General features: G+C 71.7%; 26 protein-coding genes and 1 tRNA gene. 13 read left to right on the top strand and 14 right to left on the bottom strand.

Annotation, left to right across the window (positions count from 1 at the left end; translation table 11 throughout):
- Positions 1-14: 14 nt before the first annotated feature.
- A complete protein-coding gene (locus tag ACFP2V_RS11645) occupies positions 15-476 on the bottom strand; it encodes a MaoC family dehydratase (RefSeq protein ID WP_381209544.1) in 462 nt (153 codons plus the stop codon).
- 131 nt (positions 477-607) lie between these two features.
- Between ACFP2V_RS11645 and soxR the strand changes: the two genes are divergently transcribed.
- Positions 608-1,114: a redox-sensitive transcriptional activator SoxR gene (gene soxR, locus ACFP2V_RS11640; protein ID WP_381209541.1), complete on the top strand. Its 507-nt coding sequence runs from the start codon at positions 608-610 to the stop codon at positions 1,112-1,114.
- A gap of 39 nt (positions 1,115-1,153) precedes the next feature.
- Here soxR and ACFP2V_RS11635 read toward each other — a convergent pair whose 3' ends face one another.
- Entirely contained in the window at positions 1,154-1,756 is a 603-nt protein-coding gene (locus tag ACFP2V_RS11635) for a hypothetical protein (RefSeq protein WP_381209538.1), read from the bottom strand.
- 552 nt (positions 1,757-2,308) lie between these two features.
- Positions 2,309-3,604 (bottom strand): exo-beta-N-acetylmuramidase NamZ family protein, encoded by a 1,296-nt coding sequence (locus ACFP2V_RS11630; RefSeq protein WP_381209536.1) that lies wholly within the window; start codon positions 3,602-3,604, stop codon positions 2,309-2,311.
- A 232-nt stretch (positions 3,605-3,836) separates the two neighbouring features.
- Here ACFP2V_RS11630 and ACFP2V_RS11625 point away from each other — a divergent pair, with 232 nt between their 5' ends.
- Positions 3,837-4,610, top strand: a complete 774-nt coding sequence (locus tag ACFP2V_RS11625) for an SDR family oxidoreductase (RefSeq protein WP_381209533.1) — start codon at positions 3,837-3,839, stop codon at positions 4,608-4,610.
- A gap of 176 nt (positions 4,611-4,786) precedes the next feature.
- On the top strand, positions 4,787-5,380 hold the full coding sequence (locus ACFP2V_RS11620) for a TetR/AcrR family transcriptional regulator (protein ID WP_326751862.1): 594 nt from the start codon (positions 4,787-4,789) through the stop codon (positions 5,378-5,380).
- Positions 5,381-5,728: 348 nt separating this feature from the next.
- Here the strand turns inward: ACFP2V_RS11620 and ACFP2V_RS11615 are convergent, their stop codons facing one another.
- Complete coding sequence (locus ACFP2V_RS11615) at positions 5,729-6,943, bottom strand: acyl-CoA dehydrogenase family protein (RefSeq protein ID WP_381209530.1); 1,215 nt, start codon at positions 6,941-6,943, stop codon at positions 5,729-5,731.
- Positions 6,944-6,946: 3 nt separating this feature from the next.
- On the bottom strand, positions 6,947-7,993 hold the full coding sequence (locus tag ACFP2V_RS11610; RefSeq protein WP_381209527.1) for a phosphotransferase family protein: 1,047 nt from the start codon (positions 7,991-7,993) through the stop codon (positions 6,947-6,949).
- A 204-nt stretch (positions 7,994-8,197) separates the two neighbouring features.
- Here ACFP2V_RS11610 and ACFP2V_RS11605 point away from each other — a divergent pair, with 204 nt between their 5' ends.
- Entirely contained in the window at positions 8,198-9,160 is a 963-nt protein-coding gene (locus ACFP2V_RS11605) for an NADP-dependent oxidoreductase (RefSeq protein ID WP_381209524.1), read from the top strand.
- Positions 9,161-9,185: 25 nt separating this feature from the next.
- On the opposite strand, the gene ACFP2V_RS11600 is transcribed toward ACFP2V_RS11605, so the two are convergent.
- The 4 genes from ACFP2V_RS11600 to ACFP2V_RS11585 all read right to left on the bottom strand — a co-directional run bounded on the left by ACFP2V_RS11600 (position 9,186) and on the right by ACFP2V_RS11585 (position 11,466).
- Positions 9,186-9,521, bottom strand: coding sequence for a DUF202 domain-containing protein (locus tag ACFP2V_RS11600; RefSeq protein WP_381209580.1), 336 nt, complete (start codon positions 9,519-9,521; stop codon positions 9,186-9,188).
- Positions 9,518-9,913 carry a YidH family protein gene (locus ACFP2V_RS11595; RefSeq protein ID WP_381209521.1) on the bottom strand — a complete coding sequence of 132 codons (396 nt, stop codon included), beginning with the start codon at positions 9,911-9,913 and terminating at the stop codon, positions 9,518-9,520. The genes ACFP2V_RS11600 and ACFP2V_RS11595 overlap by 4 nt, the downstream gene beginning before the upstream one ends.
- A 101-nt stretch (positions 9,914-10,014) precedes the next feature.
- Positions 10,015-10,521, bottom strand: coding sequence for an NUDIX hydrolase (locus tag ACFP2V_RS11590; RefSeq protein WP_381209518.1), 507 nt, complete (start codon positions 10,519-10,521; stop codon positions 10,015-10,017).
- A 51-nt stretch (positions 10,522-10,572) separates the two neighbouring features.
- Positions 10,573-11,466, bottom strand: coding sequence for a DMT family transporter (locus tag ACFP2V_RS11585; RefSeq protein WP_381209515.1), 894 nt, complete (start codon positions 11,464-11,466; stop codon positions 10,573-10,575).
- 322 nt (positions 11,467-11,788) lie between these two features.
- Here ACFP2V_RS11585 and ACFP2V_RS11580 point away from each other — a divergent pair, with 322 nt between their 5' ends.
- The 4 genes from ACFP2V_RS11580 (at position 11,789) to ACFP2V_RS11565 (ending at position 15,904) form a co-directional block, all read left to right on the top strand.
- A complete protein-coding gene (locus ACFP2V_RS11580; protein WP_381209512.1) occupies positions 11,789-12,739 on the top strand; it encodes a hypothetical protein in 951 nt (316 codons plus the stop codon).
- A gap of 105 nt (positions 12,740-12,844) precedes the next feature.
- Positions 12,845-14,398: an APC family permease gene (locus ACFP2V_RS11575; protein ID WP_381209509.1), complete on the top strand. Its 1,554-nt coding sequence runs from the start codon at positions 12,845-12,847 to the stop codon at positions 14,396-14,398.
- A 113-nt stretch (positions 14,399-14,511) separates the two neighbouring features.
- A complete protein-coding gene (locus ACFP2V_RS11570) occupies positions 14,512-15,288 on the top strand; it encodes a molybdopterin-dependent oxidoreductase (protein WP_381209506.1) in 777 nt (258 codons plus the stop codon).
- On the top strand, positions 15,272-15,904 hold the full coding sequence (locus tag ACFP2V_RS11565) for a cytochrome b/b6 domain-containing protein (RefSeq protein WP_381209503.1): 633 nt from the start codon (positions 15,272-15,274) through the stop codon (positions 15,902-15,904). Before ACFP2V_RS11570 ends, ACFP2V_RS11565 begins: the two co-directional genes overlap by 17 nt.
- Before the next feature lie 135 nt (positions 15,905-16,039).
- Here the strand turns inward: ACFP2V_RS11565 and ACFP2V_RS11560 are convergent, their stop codons facing one another.
- Together ACFP2V_RS11560 and ACFP2V_RS11555 are read right to left on the bottom strand one after the other, a co-directional pair.
- Positions 16,040-17,437, bottom strand: a complete 1,398-nt coding sequence (locus tag ACFP2V_RS11560; RefSeq protein ID WP_381209500.1) for a GntT/GntP/DsdX family permease — start codon at positions 17,435-17,437, stop codon at positions 16,040-16,042.
- 150 nt (positions 17,438-17,587) lie between these two features.
- Positions 17,588-18,106, bottom strand: coding sequence for a gluconokinase (locus ACFP2V_RS11555; RefSeq protein ID WP_381209497.1), 519 nt, complete (start codon positions 18,104-18,106; stop codon positions 17,588-17,590).
- 137 nt (positions 18,107-18,243) lie between these two features.
- Here ACFP2V_RS11555 and ACFP2V_RS11550 point away from each other — a divergent pair, with 137 nt between their 5' ends.
- Positions 18,244-18,945 carry a FadR/GntR family transcriptional regulator gene (locus tag ACFP2V_RS11550; RefSeq protein WP_381209494.1) on the top strand — a complete coding sequence of 234 codons (702 nt, stop codon included), beginning with the start codon at positions 18,244-18,246 and terminating at the stop codon, positions 18,943-18,945.
- Between the two features lie 112 nt (positions 18,946-19,057).
- Here the strand turns inward: ACFP2V_RS11550 and ACFP2V_RS11545 are convergent, their stop codons facing one another.
- The gene (locus ACFP2V_RS11545; RefSeq protein ID WP_381209491.1) at positions 19,058-19,432 is read right to left on the bottom strand and encodes a YchJ family protein; all 375 of its coding nucleotides are present in this window, start codon (positions 19,430-19,432) and stop codon (positions 19,058-19,060) included.
- A gap of 72 nt (positions 19,433-19,504) precedes the next feature.
- A tRNA-Leu gene (locus ACFP2V_RS11540) sits at positions 19,505-19,589 on the bottom strand.
- 269 nt (positions 19,590-19,858) lie between these two features.
- On the opposite strand from ACFP2V_RS11540, the gene ACFP2V_RS11535 reads away from it, so the two are divergent.
- The 3 genes from ACFP2V_RS11535 to ACFP2V_RS11525 all read left to right on the top strand — a co-directional run bounded on the left by ACFP2V_RS11535 (position 19,859) and on the right by ACFP2V_RS11525 (position 22,459).
- Complete coding sequence (locus ACFP2V_RS11535; protein ID WP_381209488.1) at positions 19,859-21,184, top strand: M20/M25/M40 family metallo-hydrolase; 1,326 nt, start codon at positions 19,859-19,861, stop codon at positions 21,182-21,184.
- 142 nt (positions 21,185-21,326) lie between these two features.
- On the top strand, positions 21,327-21,560 hold the full coding sequence (gene chpH / locus ACFP2V_RS11530; RefSeq protein WP_055626490.1) for a chaplin ChpH: 234 nt from the start codon (positions 21,327-21,329) through the stop codon (positions 21,558-21,560).
- Positions 21,561-21,772: 212 nt separating this feature from the next.
- Positions 21,773-22,459, top strand: coding sequence for a chaplin (locus tag ACFP2V_RS11525; protein WP_381209484.1), 687 nt, complete (start codon positions 21,773-21,775; stop codon positions 22,457-22,459).
- Positions 22,460-22,561: 102 nt separating this feature from the next.
- Here ACFP2V_RS11525 and ACFP2V_RS11520 read toward each other — a convergent pair whose 3' ends face one another.
- Positions 22,562-22,750, bottom strand: coding sequence for a DUF5703 family protein (locus ACFP2V_RS11520; RefSeq protein ID WP_055592975.1), 189 nt, complete (start codon positions 22,748-22,750; stop codon positions 22,562-22,564).
- 47 nt (positions 22,751-22,797) lie between these two features.
- Here ACFP2V_RS11520 and ACFP2V_RS11515 point away from each other — a divergent pair, with 47 nt between their 5' ends.
- Positions 22,798-23,505, top strand: a complete 708-nt coding sequence (locus ACFP2V_RS11515) for a hypothetical protein (protein ID WP_381209480.1) — start codon at positions 22,798-22,800, stop codon at positions 23,503-23,505.
- Positions 23,506-23,546 lie beyond the last annotated feature (41 nt).

Genomic DNA, 23,546 nt, shown 5'->3' with positions numbered 1-23,546 from the left:
CGGCCCGCCGGGCTTCAGAGGTAGTACCGGGCCACCGACTCGGCCACGCACACCGGCTTGTCGCCGCCCTCGCGCTCCACGGTGAACGCCGTGGTCACCTGGACACCGCCCCCCACCTCGTCGACGGCGGTGACCTCGGCGGTGGCACGCACCCGCGATCCCACCGGGACGGGCGCGGGGAAGCGCACCTTGTTCGTACCGTAGTTGACGCCCATCTTCACGTTCTCGACGGAGAGCAGCTGCGGGCCGAACAGGGGCAGCAGCGACAGCGTCAGATAGCCGTGCGCGATGGTCGTGCCGAACGGCCCCGCCGCGGCCCGCTCCGGATCGACGTGGATCCACTGGTGGTCACCGGTGGCCTCGGCGAACAGGTCGATCCGCTTCTGGTCGACCTCCAGCCAGTCCGTGTACCCCAGCTGCTCACCCACCGCCGCCTTCAGGTCGTCGACGGACGTGAAGATTCTCGGCTCTGCCATGTCCCGGCCTCCCGCGTCACGTGATCGCACGCGCCACCCGCGCGCATACCTAAGCGACTGCTTAGCATGGTCGGCCGTACGGCCCTTGTCAACGGACCCGCGACCGCGGCGGGGTGGGTAGCCTTCGAGGCGTGCCTCAGATTCCGGAGAAGATCCACGAGCTCACGGTCGGCCGGCTCGCCGCGCGCAGCGGCGCCGCCGTCTCGGCCCTGCACTTCTACGAGGCCAAGGGTCTGATCAGCAGCCGACGCACCTCGGGCAACCAGCGCCGCTACAGCCGTGACACCCTGCGCCGGGTCGCCTTCATCCGGGCCGCCCAGCGGGTCGGTATCCCGCTCGCCACGATCCGCGGGGCGCTCGCCGAACTGCCCCAGGAACGCACCCCCACCCGGGACGACTGGGCCCATCTCTCCGAGGCGTGGCGTGCGGAGCTGGACGAGCGCATCAGGCAGCTCAACAGGCTGCGCGACCACCTCACCGACTGCATCGGCTGCGGCTGCCTCTCGCTGGAGACCTGCGTCCTGTCCAACCCGGACGACGTCTTCGGTGACCGCCTGACGGGCTCCCGGCTGCTGGCCGAGAAAGGCACCCCTGGGCCGGCCGCCCCGCAGGTCGGCACCGGCACCGGCACCGCGTGACCGTGGGGGCGCGGCATCCCCGGCGCACCCCCACACTCCTCAGGCCGACACCAGCATCTTCGACCGCCTGGCGTCCGCCAGCGCCTCGGTCGTCAGGACGGGGCGCGGCACCAGGATTCCGCAGCCCGCGCAGACCGGTCCCGCCGACGGCTCGTGGTCCAGGCCGTGCCGCCACCTGAGCCGTTCCCCCCGGCACACGGGGCAGACCGCACCCGGCTCGCGCTCCAGCGCGGCGATCAGCCGCCGCAGCACCTCGGCCAGCGGCTCCCGCGGATGCACCCGCGGGTCGTCGCACCAGGCCACGCCGAAACCGCCCCAGGTCAGCCGGTGCCAGTCGTCCACACTGCCCGGCCTGCGCAGGCCGCCGTGCTTCTCCTTCCTGCGGCGCTCGGCGAACTCCACCTCGTAGCCCAGCCAGACCGCGCGGGCCTCCTCCAGCTCGTCCAGTGCGGCCACGAGCCGCGCCGGGTCGACGGAGCGGTCCTCGGGGTCGAATCCCGCACGCGCGCACAGATGGTCCCAGGTCGCCCTGTGCCCGTACGGAGCGAACCGCTCAAGGCACTTGCGCAGCGAATAACGCCGCAGTGCCAGGTCGCACCGCGGATCTCGGACCTGTCTCGCCAGACTTCGGAAACCGGCCATCGTCCTGCACCTCCGTCACACCTGCACCTGTAATCCGGTCACTTCGGCGTCGTCGAACGGACGTCGTCGAATAGACGTATCGACAAGCGAATCGGCTCCATCCTTTTTCCGGCGGCCTCCCTCGGCCGGCCGCGGAGCTGTGAGTCAACTCCCGTGACCCATGATTCAGTTGTGGTCGCCCACGGCGCCTCCGTGGTCCGCTCCATGGTCATGTCCCTCGCCGTTCCCCTCGCCGCTCCGGTCCTCGCGACTGTCCGTGGCGGTCCGTGCGCATGCCCGGCGGGAATGTCCCGGCACTCCGGCCCCGTCGGGGGAGGCACCGTGCCGCACGTACCACCCTCGACAGACAGAGAACTCCCCGCGGCCTCCACGGGTTCCTGAAGACCGCGGCGTTATGCGCACCGATCGCGTCCCTGATCACCCCGCTGTCCCACAGAGCGCCGCCGAGACGGTGTCCGCGCAGGTGGCAGCGGTGGAGGGCCGGCACACGCCGAGCGCCCCGGACGGCGGCGGTCGGCCGCTGCCCGGGGCGCCGGTGCCCGAGGCGCGCGCTCAGCGGTACAGCAGGTACTCCCGCCGCGTCCGCCGGAACGCCGCCAGTTCCTCCCGCCAGCCGGCCACCACCTCGTCCGTGTCCGCGCCCGCGTCGATCATCGTGCGCACCCGCTCGGAGCCGGTGAGCCTGTCGATCCAGTGGTCCGGGCGCCAGGCGAACCCGCTCCACGTCCGCTTCGCGCTCACCAGCAGCCCCACCCCCGTACGCACCGGATCGAACGCCTTCCGGTCGTGCACATGGAGTTGCACACCCCCGATCGTCCTCCCCTGGAACTTGGAGAACGTGGGAGCGAAGTACGCCTCACGCAGCCGCACGCCCGCCAGACCCAGGCCGTTCGCCTCGGCCGCCCAGCGCCCGTCGATCCCCTCCGCGCCCAGGAGCTCGAACGGCCGGGTCGTCCCGCGGCCCTCGGACAGGTTGGTGCCCTCGAACAGACACGTCCCCGCGTACACCAGGGCCGTCTCGGGCGTCGGCATGTTCGGGCTGGGCGGTACCCAGGGCAACCCCGAGGCGTCGTAGAAGTCGGACCGCCGCCAGCCCGACATCCGTACCGTCTCCAGCCGCACCGGCTCGGTCAGGAACTCGGCGTTGAACAGCCGCGCCAGCTCCGCCACCGTCATCCCGTGCGCCTGCGCGATCGGCTGCCGCCCGACGAACGTCGCGAACTCCGGGTGCAGCACGGGCCCCAGGGCGGCCCGCCCGGTCACCGGGTTCGGCCGGTCGAGGACCACGAACCGCTTGCCCGCGAGCTGCGCCGCCTCCATACAGTCGTACAGCGTCCAGATGTATGTGTAGAAGCGGGCGCCCGCGTCCTGGATGTCGAAGACGACCGTGTCGACGCCCGACGCGGTGAAGACGTCGGCGAGCGGCCGGCCGCTCTTCAGGTACGTGTCGTAGACGGGCAGTCCGGTCGCCGGGTCGTCGTGGCGGCCCTCCGAGCCGCCGGCCTGCGCGGTGCCCCGGAAACCGTGCTCGGGGCCGAACACGGCGGTCAGGTCCACGCGGTCGTCGGCGTGCATGACGTCGACGATGTGCCGCACGTCCCGGGTGATGCCCGTCGGGTTGGTGACCACGCCGACCCGTTCCCCGGCGAGCCGCGCGTAACCGTCCGCGGCGAGCTGCTCGAAGCCGGTGCGCAGGCCCCGGCCCCCGGCCACCGGGGTCGCCCGCCCGGATTCCGTGTGCCCTTCCGTAGGGCCCTGAGCGGCCGCCGCAAAGGCAGCCGGGGTCGCGGCGGCGGCCGCGAGGGTGGCTGTGGTGGTGGCGAGCAGGCTCCGTCTGGACAGTCTCATACCGTGACCTCCGTGATCGCTGCCGGTGTCATGCCCACGCACGTTAACGCGCGTGAACCGCCCGGGGGACGAGCCGGACCGCCGCCGTTCGGCACTTCTCTTCCACCCGGCATACCGACCGGTTAGTCTGGCGCGACGCGTCGCACGGCCCCGCGGCCGTGCGACCGAGGCGGCCACGGGGCATGCCGTCACGTGGTCGGGAAGCAACCGGGCAGCCGCGCCGAAGGAGCCGATGGTGGAAGCCGTACAGGGTGCGAAGGTGGTCGTCACGGGGGCCGGGGGCGGCATCGGGGCGGCACTCGCCCGCCGCTTCGCCGGCCAGGGGGCCCTGGTCGTCGTCAACGACCTGGACGCCGACCGTGCCAAGGCCGTCGCCGAGGAGATCGGCGGCATCGCCGTCCCGGGCGACGCCTCGTCCGTCGTCCCCGACGCCCGCGACGCGCTCGGTGGCACGGTCGACGTCTACTGCGCCAACGCCGGCGTCGGCCGCGACGGCGGAGAACCCGGCGAACCCCTCGACGAGCAGGGCTGGGCGCTCTCCTGGGACGTCAACGTCATGGCCCACGTCCGCGCGGCGCACGCGCTGCTCCCTCACTGGCTGGAGCGCGGCAGCGGCCGCTTCGTCTCCACCGTCTCCGCCGCCGGACTGCTCACCATGATCGGCACGGCCCCCTACAGCGTCACCAAGCACGGCGCCTACGCCTTCGCCGAGTGGCTGTCGCTGACGTACCGCCACCGCGGGGTGAAGGTCCACGCGATCTGCCCCCAGGGCGTACGCACCGACATGCTCACCGCCAGCGGCAGCGCGGGCGACCTGGTCCTCAAGCCGACCGCGATCGAGCCGGACGACGTGGCCGACGCGCTGTTCCGCGGCATCGACGAGGACCGCTTCCTGATCCTGCCGCACCCCGAGGTCGCCGAGTACTACCAGGCCCGCGCCGCCGACCCGGAGCGCTGGCTCGGCGGCATGAACCGCATCCAGCGGCACTGGGAGTCCACCCGGTGACCCCGGTACGCGGTGAGATCCCGCGTACCGCGATGCGATCCTGCCCGACGCGCCGGGGCCGAGGGGTGGGAAGATCCCCCTCAGGGAAACGGACCGCGCTCCCCGGCCGATGGCGGCCGACGGTACCGGCAGTGTCCGACGACGACCGGCAGTGACACGGAAGGCAGGTGGCGGAAGTGCCCAGGACGACGGACGGCGACGGGCCCCCGGTGCCGCAGCGGCTCCTGGCCGCCGCCACCCGGCTCTTCGCCGAGCAGGGCTACGACCGCACTTCGGTGCAAGAGATCGTCGAGGCGGCCGGAGTCACCAAGGGTGCGCTCTACCACTACTTCGGCTCCAAGGACGACCTGCTGCACGAGGTCTACGCGCGCGTGCTGCGCGTCCAGCAGGAGCGTCTGGACGCCTACGCGAACGCCGACGAGCCGATCGAGAAGCGCCTGCGGGGCGCGGCGGCCGACGTCGTCGTCACGACGATCGAGAACCTCGACGACGCGTCGATCTTCTTCCGTTCCATGCACCATCTGAGTCCGGAGAAGAACAAACAGGTACGGGCCGAGCGCCGCCGCTACCACGAGCGCTTCCGCGCGCTGGTGGAGGAAGGCCAGGCGGCGGGCGTGTTCTCCACGGCGACCCCGGCCGACCTGGTGGTGGACTACCACTTCGGCTCCGTCCACCACCTGTCGACCTGGTACCGCCCCGACGGTCCCCTCACCCCGCAGCAGGTCGCCGACCACCTCGCCGACCTGCTGCTGCGCGCCCTGCGGCCCTGAGGCGCCGGGGGCCCGGGAGGGCTGGGGTCTTCGTTCGAGTCAGACCTGAGCGGGGTCCGGTGCCGGGGGCGCCGCCCACGCCCTTCGGACGGTGGGGGAGCATCGCAAGGCGGAGGAGGGAGCCGGTTGGAGTCTCTCCTGTCCATGGGGGTCCCCCACTCGAGCGGAGCCCAGAGTGGGGGAGAGGCCGAGAGCTCGTGGAAGGAGCCCCGGAGACCGACGACAACGCCACGAGGTGTGGTGCCGGGTCCTGTGAGGTGTGGTGCCGGGTCCTGCGGGGTGTGGTGCCAGGCTCCGCGAGGTGCGGTGCAGGGGCCCGCGAGCCCGACATGATCCACACGAGAGGCCCTACCGGTACTTCTTGATCTCCCGCCGCGCCAGCGACCGCTGGTGCACCTCGTCCGGTCCGTCGGCGATCATCAGGGTCCGGGCGGCCGCGTACAGCTCGGCCAGCGGGTGATCCTGGCTGACCCCGCCCGCGCCGTACAGCTGGATGGCCCGGTCGAGGATGCCGACGACCGTGCGCGGAGTGGCGATCTTGATGGCCTGGATCTCGGTGTGCGCGCCCCGGTTGCCGACCGTGTCCATCATCCAGGCCGTCTTCAGCACCAGCAGCCGCAGCTGCTCGACGGCGACCCGCGCGTCCGCGATCCAGTTCTGCACGACGCCCTGCTGGGCCAACGCCTTGCCGAAGGCGTCACGGGACACGGCCCGCCGGCACATCAGCTCGATCGCCCGCTCGGCCATGCCGATCAGCCGCATGCAGTGGTGGATCCGGCCGGGACCGAGCCGGGCCTGCGCGATGGCGAAGCCGCCGCCCTCCTCGCCGATCAGGTTCGACACCGGCACGCGTGCCTGGTCGAAGACCACCTCGGCATGGCCGCCGTGGTAGTGGTCCTCGTAGCCGAACACCCGCATGGCGCGCGTGATCGTGACGCCCGGGGTGCCGCGCGGCACCAGGACCATGGACTGCTGACGCCGGACGTCGGCCCCGCCCGGATCGGTCTTGCCCATCACGATGAAGATCCGGCAGTCCGGGTGCATCGCCCCGGAGATGTACCACTTGCGGCCCGTGATGACGTATTCGTCGCCGTCCCGCTCGATCCGCGTGGTGATGTTGGTGGCGTCGGAGGAGGCCACGTCCGGCTCGGTCATCGCGAACGCCGAGCGGATCTCACCCGCCAGCAGCGGCTCCAGCCACTGCTTCCGCTGCCGCTCGTCGCCGAACTGCGCCAGCACCTCCATGTTGCCGGTGTCGGGCGCCGCGCAGTTCGTCGCCGTGGGCGCCAGCTGCGGGGAGCGGCCCATGATCTCGGCGAGCGGCGCGTACTGGAGGTTGGTGAGCCCGGCACCGTACGCGGAGTCGGGCAGAAAGAGGTTCCACAAGCCCTGCCTGCGCGCTTCGGCCTTGAGTTCCTCCACCACCGGGGGGGTCGCCCACGGCGAGTCCAGCACGGCGCGCTGCTCGTCGGCGACCTGCTCGGCGGGGTGGACGTGCTCGTCCATGAAGGCGAGGAGTCCGGCCCGCAGTTCCTCGGTGCGCGCGTCGAACGTGAAGTCCATGGTTCAGCCCTCCTGGAGGCCTTCGCGGAGCGTGGTCAGACCGTGCTCGATGAAGACGGGGACGAGATCGCCGATGTGGTCGAAACCGGGGCCGACCGTCTGCCCCAGCGTGTAGCGGTAGTGGATGCCCTCGAGGATCACCGCAAGCTTGAACCAGGCGAACGCCGTGTACCAGGCGACCCCGGAGACGTCGCGGCCCGAACGGGCGGCGTACCGCTCGATCAGCTCGGCGGGCGACGGATGCCCGGGGGCCTCGGCGGTCGTGGAGACCGGGGAGTCGGGCATGCCCAGCGGCATGCCGTACATCACCAGCAGGCCGAGGTCGGTCAGTGGATCGCCGAGTGTGGACATCTCCCAGTCGAGGACCGCCCGGATCGAGTCGGCGCCCCCGCCGGCGCTCGCGATCAGGACGTTGTCCAGGCGGTAGTCGCCGTGCACCACGGCCGGCGCGGGGGAGCGGGGCAGCTCCCGGCCGAGCGCGGCGTGCAGTTCGTCGATCCCGGCCAGCTCACGGTTGCGGGAGGCGTCCAGTTGCTTGCCCCAGCGCCGCAGCTGCCGGTCGAGGAAGCCCTCGGGGCGGCCGAAGTCGGCCAGGCCCACCTCACCGGGGTCCACCGCGTGCAGGTCGACCAGCGTGTCCACCAGGGCGAGCACCGCCTGCCGGGTGCGCTCCGGGCCGAGCGGCGCCAGCTGGTCCGCCGTCCGGTACGGGGTGCCCTCGACGAACTCCATGACGTAGAAGGGCGCCCCGAGCACCTCCTCGTCCTCGCACAGCAGGACCGTGCGGGGCACCGGGACGGGAGTGGGGTGCAGCGCGCTGATCACGCGGTGCTCGCGCTTCATGTCGTGCGCGGTGGCCAGGACATGCCCGAGCGGGGGGCGCCGTACCACCCACTTCACGGTGCCGTCGGAGACCGCGTAGGTGAGGTTCGACCTGCCGCCCTCGATGAGTCGGCCGGAGAGCGGGCCGTTCACCAGACCGGGCCGCTCCCGGCCGAGCAGCGCGCCCAGCCGGTCGAGATCCAGTCCGGGCGGGTGGTCGGGGCTCATGCTCGCTCCTACGGGACGGTGACAGTACCCGACACATGATGCCGACCAGTCGGTATGCCGTCCAGGGTGAGGGTGAAACGTGATCGGAGCCACGAGGAAACTCCGTCCCCTGCCGGTGTGCGGCAGGGGACGGGCGTGCCGTGAACGGCCCGGTCCCGGTATCCCCACTTGCGTGGCGGGAGACGACGGCGAAGGCTCTAGCCCATGAAGGCGATCAGCTATGCGCGGTACGGCGGCCCCGAGGTACTCGAACTCACGGAGATGCCGGAGCCCCGGGTCGGCCCCGACTCGGTGCTCGTGAAGGTGCGGGCGGCAGCCGTCAACCCGGTCGACTGGAAGTGCCGCGAAGGCTACCTCGACCAGGTCCTGGCCCCGGTGTTCCCCGTGGTTCCGGGGTGGGACGTCTCGGGCGTGGTGGTACGACCGGGCGCCGCCGTCCCCGAGTTCGCCGTCGGCGACGAGGTCATCGGCTATGTGCGCGAGGACTTCCTCTCCCGCGGCACCTTCGCCGAGTACGTGGCCGCCCCGGTACGGGCCCTCGCGCGCAAGCCGCGCAACCTGTCCTTCGAGGAGGCCGCAGGACTGCCCCTCGCGGGACTCACCGCCTACCAGGTGCTGCACAAGGTCCTGCGGGTGAGGCGGGGCGAGACCGTCCTGGTGCACGCCGCGGCCGGCGGCGTCGGCTCCATCGCCGTCCAGCTCGCCGCACACCTCGGTGCCCGCGTCCTCGGTACGGCGAGCGAGCGCAACCACGACTTCGTCCGAAGTCTGGGCGGGGAGCCGGTGGCCTACGGTGACGGCTTCGCCGAGCGGCTGCGAGGGCTGGCCCCGGACGGCGTGGACGCCGTGTTCGACTCGGTCGGCGGCGACGCCCTGAAGGCCTCCGCCACCGCCCTGGCCTCCGAGGGCCGGCTCGCGTCGATCACCGACCCCGCCGTCGTGGAGTACGGCGGACACTACTGGTTCGTCCGCCCCGACCCGCAGGATCTCGGGCACCTGTCCGAACTGGCGGAACAGGGCGTGGTGAGCGTGCACGTCTCCGAGACGTTCCCGCTGGGACGCGCGGCGGACGCCCACCGCCTCAACCAGGAGGGCCGGACCAGGGGGAAGATCGTGGTGACGGTGGGCGGGGACACGGCGGGCGGGGAGACGAGGGGCGTCCGGTAGGCCGGCCGCCCGTCGGCCGCGTACGTCAGCTCTGCAGGACGAGGGCCGCCCCGCACACGGCCAGGGCCGTGGTGCACAGCACCGCCGCGGTGAGGTGCCGCGGGGCGGGCGCGGCCGGGGTGCCGGTGGCCGAGAGGGTACGGATCCGGCGGTGGGCGACCAGGAGGAACCCCAGCCAGCAGGCGCAGCCCAACGCGCACAGGACCACCCCGACGGCCGAGACCCCGCCGTACAGCGCGGTCCGCACCGCCAGGACGGACGCGACCGTGTACGCCAGGGTCGTACGGCGCCACGCGAGCCGGGTCCGCTCGGGCTGCAGCCCCGGGTCCCGGTCCGCCCGTACCGCGGCCGGGCCGGTCACCCGTTCCACCCGGTGAGCACCACCACGACGACCATCGCCACGGCGACGGCGGCGACGACCAGACTCAGCAGCACCGGGAACCGGGACACCGGCAGATCCTCCTTGCGCCGCATGGCCCGCTCGCAGCGCACCCAGTGGTCGACCGCGCGCAGCGCGCACAGCACCCCCGCGGCGAGCAGCGCCAGCGCGAGCCCGACCCGCCAGCCCCAGCGCAGGTCCGGCAGGAACTGGTCCACGGCGAAGCCGCCGGCGATCAGCGCGAGCGCGGTCCGCAGCCAGGCCAGGAACGTGCGCTCGTTCGCCAGCGAGAACCGGTAGTCGGGCGTGTCCCCCTCCTGCCGCACGTCCTGGGGCGCGAACCACAGCCGGACGTTCCGTACGAAGTCGATCACTCCGCGACCCTACCCGGGACGCCCGGACGCGGGCGGGGCCGGTGCAGCCGGCCGGTGCAGCCGGCCGGCCCGCTCGGGCGGTGCGGGGTCCGGCGGTGCGGTTACCCGCGGTGGGCCTTGAGGCGTTCGTACGCTTCCAGGCCGTCCGGAGCCCATGCCCATTCGCCCAGGCGGCGCTCCAGCTCCGGCTCGGTCAGGAAGGCGTGCCAGGCCACTTCCTCCACCTGGGGCCGTACGGGCAGGTCGCAGCGGACCTCGTGGACCGCCGACCACCAGCTCCGCCCGTCGTCGTCGGCGTAGAGGAACGTGAAGAGGTGCGTGGGTTGCGGCAGCCCGGACACGCCCAGTTCCTCCTCGGCCTCGCGCAGGGCAGCCTCGGCGTAGCTCTCGCCGGTGCCCACCACCCCGCCGACGAACATGTCGTACAGGGAGGGGTGGACCAGTTTCGTCGCGGTGCGCCGGTGCACGAAGATCCGGTCCTCGGCGTCCCTGACCAGAATGAACGAGCAGCGGTGCCGCAGCCCCCGCGCATAGGCCTCACCGCGCGGGGACTGTCCGACCACCCGGTCGTTCTCGTCGACGATGTCGAGGATCTCGTCAGCACTCATACGGCCATCCAAGCAGTGGCGCCGGCCCTCGCCCGGCGCGGGCCCGACCGCTCACTCCACCCGCACATCGCCCATGTGCGCCCTCTTGGCCACACCCGGCGGCATCGCGGGATGCAGCCCCAGCAGCACGATGCCCACGACGATCGCCGCGAGCCCGCACGCCTCCCAGGCCAGCGCCCCCGTGTCGGTGCGCAGCCGGTCCCCGAGGAAGCCGACGCCGCAGGCGATCCCGGCCAGCGGCTGGGCCGTGGTCAGGGCCGGCAGGGACATCCGCAGGGGTGCGGTCTCGAAGGCGCTCTGCACGAGCACCAGCCCCGTCACACCCAGCGCCAGCACCGCGTACGGCTGCCATCCGCTCAGCAGCCCCGCGAAGCCCTCGGCGGTGAAGCGCTGCCCGCTCACCCGGGTCAGCGCGTCCTGCACGCCGTAGAGCAGGCCCGCGGCCAGCGCCAGCAGTATCGGGCCCACGGTGAGCCGGGACCGCTTGGCGCATCCCGTGAGCAGCATGGCCAGCCCGACCACGCCGCCGATGATCAGCCACTGCCGCAGCGGATCTGTGAGTACATGGCTGCCCGTCGGCTGTCCCGCGACGACGAACGCGGTCACCCCGCCCGCGAGCAGCGCGAGGCCCGCCCAGCCCTGGCGGCCCAGGGGCCGGCCCGTCTGGTGCCGGGAGAGCGCCAGCGCGAACAGCAGGTTCGTCGCCAGCAGCGGCTCCACCAGCGACAGCTCGCCGTGGCCCAGGGCCGCCGCGCCGAGTGCCATGCCGGTCACCATGAGGGCCATGCCGCCCAGCCAGCGGGGCACCTTCACCAGGTCGAGAAGGAGCCGGGGGGAGAGGAAATCGCCGAGCGGTGCCTGATGCGCCGCGTTCTGCTGGAGGACGAAACCGAAGCCCAGGCAGCACGCGGCACTCACGGCGAGTACCAGTACCGGAACCGACACGTTGCGTACCTCGATGATCGTGCGGGGTGACGGACGTGTGAGGCCGACTCTAACCACCGCTCGCCCGCGACGCCTCCGTCCGGGGTGTGGGAAATGCCGGCAGCCTCACGCCGCCTGCGCGACCTTTCGGCTCGGGGCGTCACAAGTCGCTTGTTTGTGAACGCAGTTGACGCGTGTAACGCATGGGGCGCCCTTGACGTGATCTGTTGGCTGACGGTTTGCTGTGAGTGATCGGCTCATGGCAATCGGCAGCCGACCACTGCCGTACCGACCACCTGTCGTGAGCCGACGACCACAAGAAGAGCGCGTGAGGAAGTCCGCGGTGTCCCCACCCCCGCCTCCCCTTGGCCGTGTCCGCAGACGGGCGGCACAGACCTTTGACGAGGCCCTCGACGACGAAGAACTCGTTGCCGCGCGAGCCGCACTGGCGCAGGGCCGGTGGCAGAACAGCCGCTCGCTGCTGGTGCGCACGGGGGACGACTGGGACCGCCGCGGCCACCGGATCACGGTCCTCGCCCGGGAGCCCTCCTGCGCCGCCTGGGCCCGCGACTGGCTGCTCGCCGAACCCGACTCCGGGGACGGGGCCGCCCTGCTCGCCTTGGCCCAGGTGCGGCGCGCCCTGCGCGGCAAGGACAAGCCCGCCCGCGCGCGCGAGGCCTGCCACCGGGCCGCCGCCGCGCTGCCCGCCGACCCCACCCCCTGGCTCGGCCTGCTCCTGCTGGAGCGCGCCCAGGGTGCCGACGGCGACGCGGTCCGCGTCTTCGAGCAGATCCGCTCCCGGTACGCGGACCACCACCACGCCCACCATCTGGTGGTCGCCTGGCTCGCCGAACGCCGTGTGGAGGCGGGCCCGGACCCACTGCACGAGGTCTACGACTTCGCCAACTGGTCCGCGGAGCAGGCACCCGCGGACTCGCCCCTGGCGATCCTGCCGGTCATCGCGCACGCCGAGCGCTACCGCGCCCTCGCCGCCTCCGGTCACGAGCGCGCCGACCCGGCCGCCTCCGGACACTGGATGGGCCGCCGTGCCCGGCAGGTGATGAAGGCCGCCTTCGACTGGTGGCTGGAGTGGGAGCACGAAGAGCATCCGCGCCGCCTGATCGACCTGAACTTCCTCGCCCACGCCAAGGTCTGCGAGGGCCGGGGCGCCGAGGCCGCCGCCCTGTTCCACCGGATCGGCGACAAGGCCACCCCGGTCCCCTGGTCGTACCCCGACCGTGACCCGCTCACCGCTTTCCGCACCGCGCGGACCGCCGCCCTCGGCACCGGATGACCCCCCGCGATCCCCCGGAACCCAGCCCGCTCCACCCAGCCCGCTCCCTCCACCACCAGCACCCACCACGCAGCACTCACTCCCGACCCAAGGACGGTTCTCCCGATGACGACGGACAGTTCGACGGACAGTTCGAGCACGAGCAGATCCGCGGCGGACGGCATCAGCACCTTCAAGGGGCGGGAGCGCGCCCTGCGTGCCGACCGTCTCGGCACGGGCGGTCTGCTGCTCTCCGTGCTCGCCGCGACCGCTCCTCTCATGGTCGTTGCGGGTGTCATGCCCACCACATTCGCGGTGATGGGCATCGTGGGCCAGCCGTTGCTCTTCGTCGTCCTCGGCGTCGTGCTGGCGCTGTTCAGCCTCGGATACGCCGAGATGAGCCGGCACGTCCACAACGCCGGTGCCTTCTACGCGTACATCTCCCGCGGCCTCGGCGGCACCGTCGGCGCGGGTGCCGCGCTGGTCGCGCTGGTCGCCTACAACGCACTCCAGGTCGGCATCTACGGCATCTTCGGCTTCGAGGTCTCGGGGCTCTTCGCCACCTACGCCGACCTCGAGGTCGCCTGGTGGATACCGTCGCTGGTGGCCCTGGCCGCCGTCGGCGCGCTGGGCTGGCTCAAGATCGACGTGAACGCGCGCGTGCTCGGCGTCCTGCTGGTCATCGAGGTGCTCCTGGTCGTCGTCTTCGACGTCGCCGCGATCGCCGACCCGGGCAAGGAAGGGCTGTCGCTGCACGCCTTCAACCCGGACACCCTCACCGGCGCCGGCGTCGGCACCGCCCTGTGCTTCTGCATCGCGGCCTTCCTCGGCTTCGAACAGGCCCCGGTGTACGCGGAGGAGACCAGCAGGCCGCACGTCCTGGTGCCGCGCGTGATGTTCCTGGCCGTCACGGGCGTCGCCGTGTTCTTCGCGATCAGCAGTTGGGCCCTCACCGTCGCCACCGGCCCCGCCGGCATCGTCGCCACCTCGCAGGAGCAGAGCGCGGGACTGCTGTTCTTCCTCACCGAGTCCCGGCTCGGCGGCACCTTCACGGATGTCCTGCACATCCTCTTCGTCACCGGCATGTTCGCCGCCATGCTCAGCTTCCACAACGTCGTCGCCCGGTACGCCTTCGCCATGGGCCGCGAGGGCCTGCTGCCCGCCGCCTTCGGCCGCACCACCGGCGCCAGCGGCGCCCCCGGCACCGGGTCGCTGCTCCAGACGGGCATCGCCGCGGTGCTCGTCCTCGCCTTCGCGCTCACCGACGACAAGCCGACCGGCGACCCGACCGCGCCCGTCCTGCACCTGTTCACCTGGTTCGGCAACGTCGGCGCCCTCGGCGTGATCGTCCTGATGGCGATCGCCTCGCTGTCCGTCGTCGTCTTCTTCGTCCGCCGCGGTGCCGCGGGCGCCCAGGCCTGGCGGCTGGTCACCTCGGCGCTGGCGGGCCTCGCCCTGGCCGTGATCGCCGGCTACACCGTCAAGGACTTCGACGTACTCGTCGGAGCCGGGCCCGGCTCCGCCCTGAGTCTGCTGCTGCCCGGCATCATCGGGCTGGCCCTCGTCGCAGGCCTGGTCCAGGGCCTGGTTCTGCGCTCCCGCGCCCCCGGGACGCACGCCCGTATCGGGCTCGGCAACGAGGCGTTCCAGCTGGACAAGGAAGCCGAGCGCACGCCGTAGCCCGCACCGGAGTGCGGACGGGGCAGCCCGCCGCGCGGCCGGGAAGCTTACGGAAGTCCGACGGGCACCCGCGAACCCTGGTCCCAACGGGGCGCGGGTGCTCGAATGGAACAGTGAACTCCGAACGACCGCAAAGCCGGGAACGGCCGGAAGCACGCGAACAGCCGGACGAGGCGGCGCCCGACGGCCGGGGCAGGCCCATCGGCCGCCGTGTCTTCCTGGGCACCCTCGGACTCGGCGCCCTCGGCGTGGCCGCCGCCCCCGTGCTCCAGCGCGGCCTGGAGTCCTTCCTCGCCGGAGCGTCCGACAAGGACCCCACCGGCCTGACCGGACTGCTCCCGAACGGCGGCGGCTTCCGCTACTACTCCGTCACCTCGTCCGTCCCGCGGAAGAGCGCCGGGACCTACCGCCTCACCGTCGACGGCCTGGTCGACCGTCCCCGCGCCTACACCCTCGCCGACCTCAGGGCCCTGCCGCAGACCCGCATGGTCCGCGACGTCCAGTGCGTCACCGGCTGGCGGGTGCCCCGCACCCCGTTCGAGGGGGTGCGCCTGTCCCGGCTCCTGGACGCGGCGGGCGTGCGCGCCACGGCCGGGGCGGTGCGCTTCACCTGCTTCGACGGCGCCTACTCGGAGAGCCTCACCCTCGCCCAGGCCCGCCGGGCGGACGTCCTGGTCGCCCTGCGCATGCAGGACGAGGACCTGGGCCACGCCCACGGCGGCCCGGTCCGCCTCTACGTCGCCCCCATGTACTTCTACAAGTCGGCCAAGTGGCTCTCCGGCATCACCGTCACCGAGGACGTCGAACCCGGCTACTGGGAGGAGCGCGGCTACGACATCGACGCCTGGGTCGGCCGCTCGAACGGACGCGACGATGAGCCCACGAACTGACCTGCCGCCCGCCGCCACCGGTGCCACCGGCGTCCCGCGCTTCACCCGCACCGTGCGGTGGGTGCACCGCACCACGGCCGTGCTGATGGGCCTCTGCGTGTTCACCGCCGCCTGCCTGTACGTCCCCCAGCTCGCCCAGTCGGTCGGGCGCCGCGCCCTGGTGATCACCGTCCACCAGTGGTCCGGGCTCGCGCTGCCGGGGCCGGCCCTGGCCGGACTGCTCTCCCGGGCCTTCCGTACCGACCTGGGCCGTCTGAACCGTTTCGGCCCGCACGACCGCACGTGGCTGCGGGCCGCGCTGCGCCGCGACAAACGTCCCTCGCGGCGGCCGGCCGGCAAGTTCAACGCCGGACAGAAGATCTACGCGGCCTGGATCGCCGGTGCCACGCTGGTGATGCTCGGCACCGGCCTGATGATGTGGTTCATCCACCTCACCCCGCTGGTGTGGCGCACCAGCGCGACCTTCGTCCACGACTGGCTGGCGCTCACCCTCGGCATCGTCCTCGCCGGCCACGTCGGCATGGCCCTGGCCGACTCGGAGGCCCGCCGGGGCATGCGCACCGGAACCGTCGGCCGGGACTGGGCGCGGCGCGAGCACCCGCTGTGGCGGCCCTGAGCACAGGGCGAACGGCCGCGACCGCGGCACCGCGTGGGCGGTGCCGCGGTCGCGGCCGTATCGGACGGTCGGTCAGGTGATCGGCCGGACGACCGGCTGTGGTGACCGGCCTCGGTGACCCGCTCCGGTGATCAGCTAAATGACCAACGACAGCAGCAGCACCAGCGCTCCGGCGACCACCGAGATGATCGTCTCCATCACCGACCAGGTCTTGATGGTCTGGCCGACGCTCAGTCCGAAGTACTCCTTCACCAGCCAGAAGCCGGCGTCGTTGACATGGCTGAAGAAGACCGAGCCGGCGCCGATGGCCAGCACCAGCAGGGCGGCGTGCGTGGTCGACATGTCGGCCGCCAGCGGTGCCACCAGTCCGGCCGCCGAGATGGTCGCCACGGTCGCGGAACCGGTCGCCAGCCGGATCGCCACCGCGATCAGCCAGCCGAGCAGCAGGGCCGGGATCGCCCAGTCCGCGGATATGTCGAGGATCATCTGGCCGACACCCGAGTCGATCAGCGTCTGCTTGAAGCCGCCGCCGGCGCCGACGATGAGCAGGATGCCCGCGATCGGGGCGAGTCCCTTCTCGACCAGTCCCGAGATCCGCTCCTTGCTGAATCCGGCGGGCAGGACCAGCGTGAAGATGCCGAGGAGCACGGACGCGAGCAGGGCGATCATCGGGGAGCCGATGACGTTGAACACGCGCTGAACGCCGTTCTCCGGGTCGTCGACGACGATCTCGACCAGGGCCCTGCCCAGCATCAGCACGACCGGCAGCAGAATGGTCGCCAGCGTCGGACCGAACCCGGGACGCTTCTCCAGGTCCTCGGAGGGGCGCTGCGGGATCATCCGGTCCGGGGCGGGGACGTCCACCCAGCGGGCGGCGTACTTGGAGAAGACCGGACCGGCGATGATCACCGTCGGGATGGCGATGAGCACACCCAGCGCGAGTGTCACGCCGAGGTTGGCGTCGATCGCGTCGATCGCGACCAGCGGGCCGGGGTGCGGGGGCACCAGGCCGTGCATCACGGACAGACCGGCGAGCGCCGGGATGCCGATCCGCATCAGCGAGTAGTTGCCGCGCTTGGCGACGATCAGCACGACCGGGATCAGCAGGACGACGCCGACCTCGAAGAACAGCGGCAGACCGATGACCGAGGCGATCAGCACCATCGCCCACGGCATGGTGCGGCCCTTGGCCCTGGCGAGGATCGTGTCGACGATCTGGTCGGCGCCGCCCGAGTCGGCGAGCATCTTGCCGAGGATCGCTCCGAGGGCGATGAGCACGCCGACACCGGCGACGGTGGAACCGAGGCCCGCGCTGAAACTGGCGATGACCTTGTCCAGCGGCGCCCCGGCGAACGCGCCGAGCGCCAGCGAACCGATGGTCAGCGCCAGGAAGGCGTGCAGCTTGAATTTGGTGATGAGCAGAACGATGACGGCGATACCCGCCAGGACTGCGATGCCCAGCTGTGCGTGGCCGGCCGAGGTGATGGACTCGGGTACGTCCGCTGCCAGCATCTCGACTCTGAGACTGGTCACGGTGGATTCCTTGTGAGTACGGGGAGGAAGAAAATCAGGGAGAGGACCGGGGCGATGGGGGCGTCCCGGGGTTCATGGGGTCCGGCAGCGGCAGACGGAGTCGGCTCGGACGGAAGGGGACCGACCGGCGAAGGTGACTTCGGCCGGCAGCTACGAGGTCGCCCCGGAGAGGTTCGCGAGGGCGGCGACCGCCTGCTCGGTGATCTCCTCGGGGCTGCCCGAGACCTCCACGGCGACCCCGGCCTCGTCCGGCTCCAGCGGCTGGAGCGTGGCGAATTGGGAGTCGAGCAGGGCCGTGGGCATGAAGTGCCCCTCGCGGTGCGACATCCGGTCCTCGATGAGCGCACGGTCACCGGTGAGGTGGACGAAGACCACGCCGGGTGCCGCAGCCCGCAGCCGGTCGCGGTACGACCGCTTCAGCGCCGAGGAGCTGACCACCCCGCCGAGCCCGGCCCGTTCGTGCGCCCACGCGCCGATGGCGTCCAGCCAGGGCCAACGGTCCTCGTCGTCGAGCGGGGTGCCCGCCGACATCTTGGCGATGTTGGCCGGCGGGTGGAAGTCGTCGCCCTCGGCGTACGGGACGCCGTACCGGGCCGCGAGCAGGGGACCGATGGTGGTCTTTCCGGTGCCCGCGACGCCCATGACCACTACGACATGGGGGGTGTTCATCGCTGCCTCACTGTCTGCTGTCGTCTTCGACAACCTGATGTCGAGGCAACTGAAACCTAAAGGTACGACAAAAACAAGACCTTGTGATGAATAAGTCTGACCTTTGGTTCCGGTGATCCGCCCCGTACTCTGAGTGCATGAGCAACACGGGCCGGGGACTGCACGGCCGCGTACTGGACACCCTCGGCCCCGAGATCACAGCGGGCGCATACCCACCCGGCAGCGTCCTGCGCACCGACGAACTCGCCCAGCGTTTCGAGGTGTCACGTTCCGTGATGCGCGAAGTGGTGCGCGTCCTGGAGTCCATGCGCCTGGTCGAGTCCCGGCGCCGCGTGGGCGTCACGGTCCGCCCGGCCTGCGACTGGAACGTGTACGACCCCCAGGTCATCCGCTGGCGGCTGGCCGGCGCGGACCGCCCCCGGCAACTGCGCTCGCTCACGGTGCTGCGCTCGGCCGTCGAACCGGTCGCGGCGGGGCTCGCCGCCCGCAACGCCACCGCCGAGCAGTGCGCCGAACTCACCGCGTGCGCCCTCGGCATGGTCGCCAACTCGCGCGGCCACCGGCTGGAGGGGTACCTCTTCCACGACATGGCCTTCCACCGGGTGATCCTCACCGCGTCCGGCAACGACATGTTCGCCCGCCTCGGCGACGTCGTCGCCGAGGTCCTGGCCGGCCGCACCCATCATGACGTGATGTTCGACGACCCCGACCCGGCCGCGGTCACCCTGCACGTCCAGGTCGCCGAAGCGGTCCGCGAGCGCGACGCCGCCCGCGCGGAGGAACTGACCCGCGAGATCACCGTGGGCGCACTCCAGGAACTGGACATCCTGGCGCCGTGACCGGGGCGGGACGGGATGTGGCCTCGTCCCGGCTGCTTGGACTCGACCCGGCCGGGCGGGGCGTCGACGACCACCAGTGCGGGCCCGGTGGGCGGGAGTTCGCAGGCAGGCCCTAGCTCAGAAATTCACCGTCGACGTACACCCACGCCCCACCCACCCGCTCGAAGCGGCTCCGCTCGTGCAGCGAGCCGCCCCGGTAGGACGCCCGGAAGGTCACCGTCCCGGTGGAGTGGAAGGCGGACCCGCCGGCCGCCTCCAGGATCTCCAGCCCGGTCCACCGCATCCCGGGATCGAGGTCGGCCCGTTCCGGCCGCGTCCGCGGATGCCAGGTCCGCAGCAGATAACCGGCGTCCAGCCGGACGAAAGCGCAGTACCGCGACCGCATCAGCCGCTCGGCGGTCGGCGCGGCGGCCGCCCCTGAGTGGAAGCGGCCGCAGCACGCCCCGTAGGTCTCGGGGAGCCCACAGGGGCAGGGGTGATCGGCCATGGTCTTCCTCCGTGACAGGGCGCGACAACGCGCGAGGGCCGCGACCTGATGGTCGCGGCCCTCGCGTTCATGTGTCCGAGGGGGGACTTGAACCCCCACGCCCGTTAAAGGGCACTAGCACCTCAAGCTAGCGCGTCTGCCATTCCGCCACCCGGACAAGGTGTCTGACGCGCGGGTTTCCCCCGCTGCGACGACGTAAACATTACCAGGCTTTCCGGGGTGGCTGATCACCCCCGGTGGGTGTGTGGCCCGGCTGCGCTCGTGTCCGGCCGTGTTCCCACCCGGCTCCCGCCCGGGTTGTGTTCCGTCCCGGCGTGAACGCCGTGTGACGGGCCGGGTCCGGTCTTGGGGCGGGGCCGTGCAGGGGAGAGGATGAGGGGAGACCCACGAGCAGTGACAGCGTGCAGTGACAGCGGGAGGAACCACGTGAGCGCGACGGACACGGCCAAGGGCGTCACCGGTGAGGACGAGGTCGTGGACCTCTGCCGCGACCTGATCCGGATCGACACCAGCAACTACGGCGACCACTCGGGTCCCGGCGAGCGCAAGGCGGCCGAGTACGTCGCCGAGAAGCTCGCCGAGGTGGGGCTCGAACCGCAGATCTTCGAGTCGCACAAGGGCCGGGCCTCCACCGTGGCCCGGATCGAGGGGGAGGACCCCTCGCGGCCGGCGCTGCTGATCCACGGCCACACCGACGTCGTACCGGCCAACGCCGACGACTGGACCCACCACCCCTTCTCCGGCGAGATCGCCGACGGGTGCGTGTGGGGGCGCGGGGCCGTCGACATGAAGGACATGGACGCGATGACCCTGGCGGTCGTCCGCGACCGGATGCGCAGCGGGCGCAAGCCCCCGCGCGACGTCGTCCTCGCCTTCCTCGCCGACGAGGAGGCCGGCGGCACCTACGGTGCCAAGCATCTGGTCCGCGAACACCCCGAGCTGTTCGAGGGCGTCACCGAGGCGATCGGTGAGGTAGGCGGGTTCTCCTTCACCGTCAACGAGAAGCTGCGCCTCTACCTCGTCGAGACCGCGGAGAAGGGCATGCACTGGATGCGGCTCACCGTCGACGGCACGGCCGGCCACGGCTCGATGACCAACGACGACAACGCGATCACCGAACTCTCCGAGGCGGTCGCCCGGCTCGGCCGCCACACGTGGCCGGTACGGGTCACCAAGACGGTACGGGCCTTCCTGGACGAGCTCTCCGACGCCCTCGGCACCGAGCTCGACCCGGAGGACATGGACGAGACCCTCGCCAAGCTCGGCGGCATCGCCCGCATGATCGGCACCACGCTGCGCAACTCGGCGGCGCCCACCATGCTCGGCGCCGGCTACAAGGTCAACGTCATCCCGGGCCAGGCCACCGCCCACGTCGACGGCCGCTTCCTGCCCGGATACGAAAAGGAGTTCCTGGCCGACCTCGACCGGATCCTCGGCCCGCGCGTGAAGCGGGAGGACGTGCACGCGGACAAGGCGCTGGAGACCGGTTTCGACGGCCGGCTCGTCGACGCCATGCAGCTGGCGCTCGGCGCCGAGGACCCGATCGCGCGGGCGGTGCCGTACATGCTCTCCGGCGGCACCGACGCCAAGTCCTTCGACGACCTCGGTATCCGCTGCTTCGGCTTCGCCCCGTTGAAGCTGCCGCCGGAGCTGGACTTCGCCGGCATGTTCCACGGGGTCGACGAGCGGGTTCCGGTGGACGGTCTGAAGTTCGGTGTGCGGGTGCTCGACCGGTTCCTGGACGCGTCCTGAACAGTGCGTCACTATTCGTGCAGACGTGCGGAGGTGACCGGGAAGAGTGAATCCAACGATAAGCTCGTAGCCTCATTACTCCCTCCTCGTTACCCGTGATGTGATCCGCGGATTTGGATCGCATTGCCAACGAGGAGGAATAATGCTCAAGAAGGTCGTCGCTGTCGCTGCCGCCACCGGTGGACTGGTTCTCGCGGGTGCGGGCATGGCCGCCGCCGATTCCGGTGCCCAGGGTGCCGCCGTGAACTCCCCGGGTGTCGCCTCGGGCAACGTCGTTCAGGTTCCGGTGCACGTCCCGGTGAACGCCTGCGGCAACACGGTCTCCGTGATCGGGCTGCTGAACCCCGCGTTCGGCAACACCTGCGTCAACCAGTGACGTTGTTCCTCGCCCCTTAGGGCACGCCCTTTCAGGGTTTGAGCTTGTCGGCCCCGGAGCGCGCGCCATGCGCTCGGGGGCCGACCGGTTTTCCAGTACGTCCCGAACACCGGAAAGGGAATCCGTGGAGCCAGTGGAGTCCGAGAAGTCGAGGAATCCCAGGAACCCGGGGAACCCCTTCCCGGTATTGGTCGAAGGCAGGGAATCAGTACATGCGACAGGTCACCCGTAAGGGCCTGATGACCGTGGTAGCCGCGTCCGGCGTGATCGCCGCCGCGGGCGGGGTCGCGCACGCCGACTCCGGTGCGCAGGGTGCGGCCAAGGGCTCACCCGGCGTGCTCTCCGGGAACTCGCTCCAAGCGCCGGTGCACGCGCCGGTCAACGCCTGCGGAAACACGGTCGACGCCGTCGGCGTCCTCAATCCGTCCGTGGGCAACTCCTGCGCCCACCACGGCGGCTCACCGTCGAGCGGTCACGGTGGCGCGCAGGCCGCCGGGCACACCGCCGGCTCGCCCGGCGTGGCGTCCGGCAACCGGATCGAGGCGCCGGTCCACATTCCGGTGAACGTCTGTGGCAACAGCGTCGACGTCATCGGCCTCGGCAACGCCGCTCTGGGCAACGACTGCGCGAGCGGCGAATCCGGCGACCGGGAGACGCCCGGCCTGCCCGGCGAGCCTGACGAGGTCGAGCCGGGCACGCCGTCCCTTCCGGGCGAGGCCACCCCCGATGGCTCGGCGCCCCGCAACCAGCCGGGCACCCACTCCGCCGCCCAGCCCCTGGGCGACGTGGAACTCGCTCAGACGGGCAGTGAACTGCCGATCGGTCTCGCCCTGCCGGTCGGCGCGGGCGCGCTGCTCGCCGGCGTGGTCCTCTACCGCAAGGCACGAGCCGCCGCGTGACACCGGCCGCGACAGCGGCCCGCACCGGTCGTGCGGAGCGGGCCCGGCTGCGCCGGGGCCGCTCCGTGGGTGAAGGCGTACCGGTCGGCGGTGTGTCCGAACTCACCAGGTCGCGCGCACCTGGCGGATGATCCGTCGCCGCAGCCGCACCTTGCGGCTCCCGTCGCGCAGCAGGCGCAGTCGGTCCAATTCCCAGTGACCGTACTCCGCGTGGTCCGTCAGCAGACGGGCCGCCTCCTTGCGGGAGACCCCACGAGGTACGTGCACGTCGACAAATTCGTATTCCGGCATCGCATCTATTGTGCGGGCTGGGCCCCGGTACGGATAGCGTCTGCACTATGTCTGATGCTGCGCAGCCCACCGCTGCCGAGGTACGCGCCGCCGCCGAGGCGGTCAAGACCGCGCTCGACCGCCACCTGGCCGCGGTCGAACGCCGGTCGGGGGAGGACGACCCGGCCGTCTACGAGGCGTTCAACGAGCTGGCCGTGGCCGCCGAGTCGTACGACGAACTGCTCTACGACCGCTACGACGAGGTGACCCCCTTCGAGATCCCCGCGGCCGAGGACGTGCTGCCGCCCTACACCGGGCCCGAGGAGCCCAGCGCGCTCAGCGTGCTGATCCGCCGCGACTACGCCGTCGTGGAGCCGCAGCGGCTGCTGGCGCACGCGCAGCGGATCGAGGCGGCGGACAGCGACATCTCCGACGCCTCCGACACCTCCGACACCTCGGGCACCGTCCACGGCGCGCTCGGCCTCCTGTTCGGCGAGTACGAGCCGGACGAGATCGCCTCCCGGCACAAGGAGTTCGGCCTGGAGGAGGGCGATTCCACACTCTGGGTGACGGCATCGGACGAACCGACGGAACCCGGTGAGTGGCTGGAGGCCCCGTTCGAACAGGTGGACCCTGCGGAGGTCGTGTGCCGCTTCGACGTCAGCGCCGTCTTCGACGAGGATCTCGACGACGATGTGCACGACCTCGACGAGCCGGACGACACCGGCGACGACCTCGAGGACGGGCCGGTTCCGGCCCTCGACACCGACCGCTGATCATGCCCGGAGCCGCGCCGACGGCATGGGCGACGGTGGCG

The organism is Streptomyces incanus (genome assembly GCF_042656345.1).
Lineage (GTDB): Bacteria > Actinomycetota > Actinomycetes > Streptomycetales > Streptomycetaceae > Streptomyces > Streptomyces incanus.
The sequence above is the reverse complement of the archived record's forward strand: the minus strand, read 5'-3'. Positions and strand labels throughout refer to the sequence as shown.

Bases quoted from the DNA above. Each gene is read 5' to 3' on its own strand.
- ACFP2V_RS11645 (WP_381209544.1), bottom strand. From the start codon at position 476: ATGGCAGAGCCGAGAATCTTCACGTCCGTCGACGACCTGAAGGCGGCG.
- ACFP2V_RS11635 (WP_381209538.1), bottom strand. From the start codon at position 1,756: ATGGCCGGTTTCCGAAGTCTGGCGAGACAGGTCCGAGATCCGCGGTGC.
- ACFP2V_RS11630 (WP_381209536.1), bottom strand. From the start codon at position 3,604: ATGAGACTGTCCAGACGGAGCCTGCTCGCCACCACCACAGCCACCCTC.
- ACFP2V_RS11625 (WP_381209533.1), top strand. From the start codon at position 3,837: ATGGTGGAAGCCGTACAGGGTGCGAAGGTGGTCGTCACGGGGGCCGGG.
- ACFP2V_RS11615 (WP_381209530.1), bottom strand. From the start codon at position 6,943: ATGGACTTCACGTTCGACGCGCGCACCGAGGAACTGCGGGCCGGACTC.
- ACFP2V_RS11610 (WP_381209527.1), bottom strand. From the start codon at position 7,993: ATGAGCCCCGACCACCCGCCCGGACTGGATCTCGACCGGCTGGGCGCG.
- ACFP2V_RS11605 (WP_381209524.1), top strand. From the start codon at position 8,198: ATGAAGGCGATCAGCTATGCGCGGTACGGCGGCCCCGAGGTACTCGAA.
- ACFP2V_RS11590 (WP_381209518.1), bottom strand. From the start codon at position 10,521: ATGAGTGCTGACGAGATCCTCGACATCGTCGACGAGAACGACCGGGTG.
- ACFP2V_RS11575 (WP_381209509.1), top strand. From the start codon at position 12,845: ATGACGACGGACAGTTCGACGGACAGTTCGAGCACGAGCAGATCCGCG.
- ACFP2V_RS11565 (WP_381209503.1), top strand. From the start codon at position 15,272: ATGAGCCCACGAACTGACCTGCCGCCCGCCGCCACCGGTGCCACCGGC.
- ACFP2V_RS11555 (WP_381209497.1), bottom strand. From the start codon at position 18,106: ATGAACACCCCCCATGTCGTAGTGGTCATGGGCGTCGCGGGCACCGGA.
- ACFP2V_RS11550 (WP_381209494.1), top strand. From the start codon at position 18,244: ATGAGCAACACGGGCCGGGGACTGCACGGCCGCGTACTGGACACCCTC.
- ACFP2V_RS11545 (WP_381209491.1), bottom strand. From the start codon at position 19,432: ATGGCCGATCACCCCTGCCCCTGTGGGCTCCCCGAGACCTACGGGGCG.
- chpH (WP_055626490.1), top strand. From the start codon at position 21,327: ATGCTCAAGAAGGTCGTCGCTGTCGCTGCCGCCACCGGTGGACTGGTT.
- ACFP2V_RS11525 (WP_381209484.1), top strand. From the start codon at position 21,773: ATGCGACAGGTCACCCGTAAGGGCCTGATGACCGTGGTAGCCGCGTCC.
- ACFP2V_RS11520 (WP_055592975.1), bottom strand. From the start codon at position 22,750: ATGCCGGAATACGAATTTGTCGACGTGCACGTACCTCGTGGGGTCTCC.
- ACFP2V_RS11515 (WP_381209480.1), top strand. From the start codon at position 22,798: ATGTCTGATGCTGCGCAGCCCACCGCTGCCGAGGTACGCGCCGCCGCC.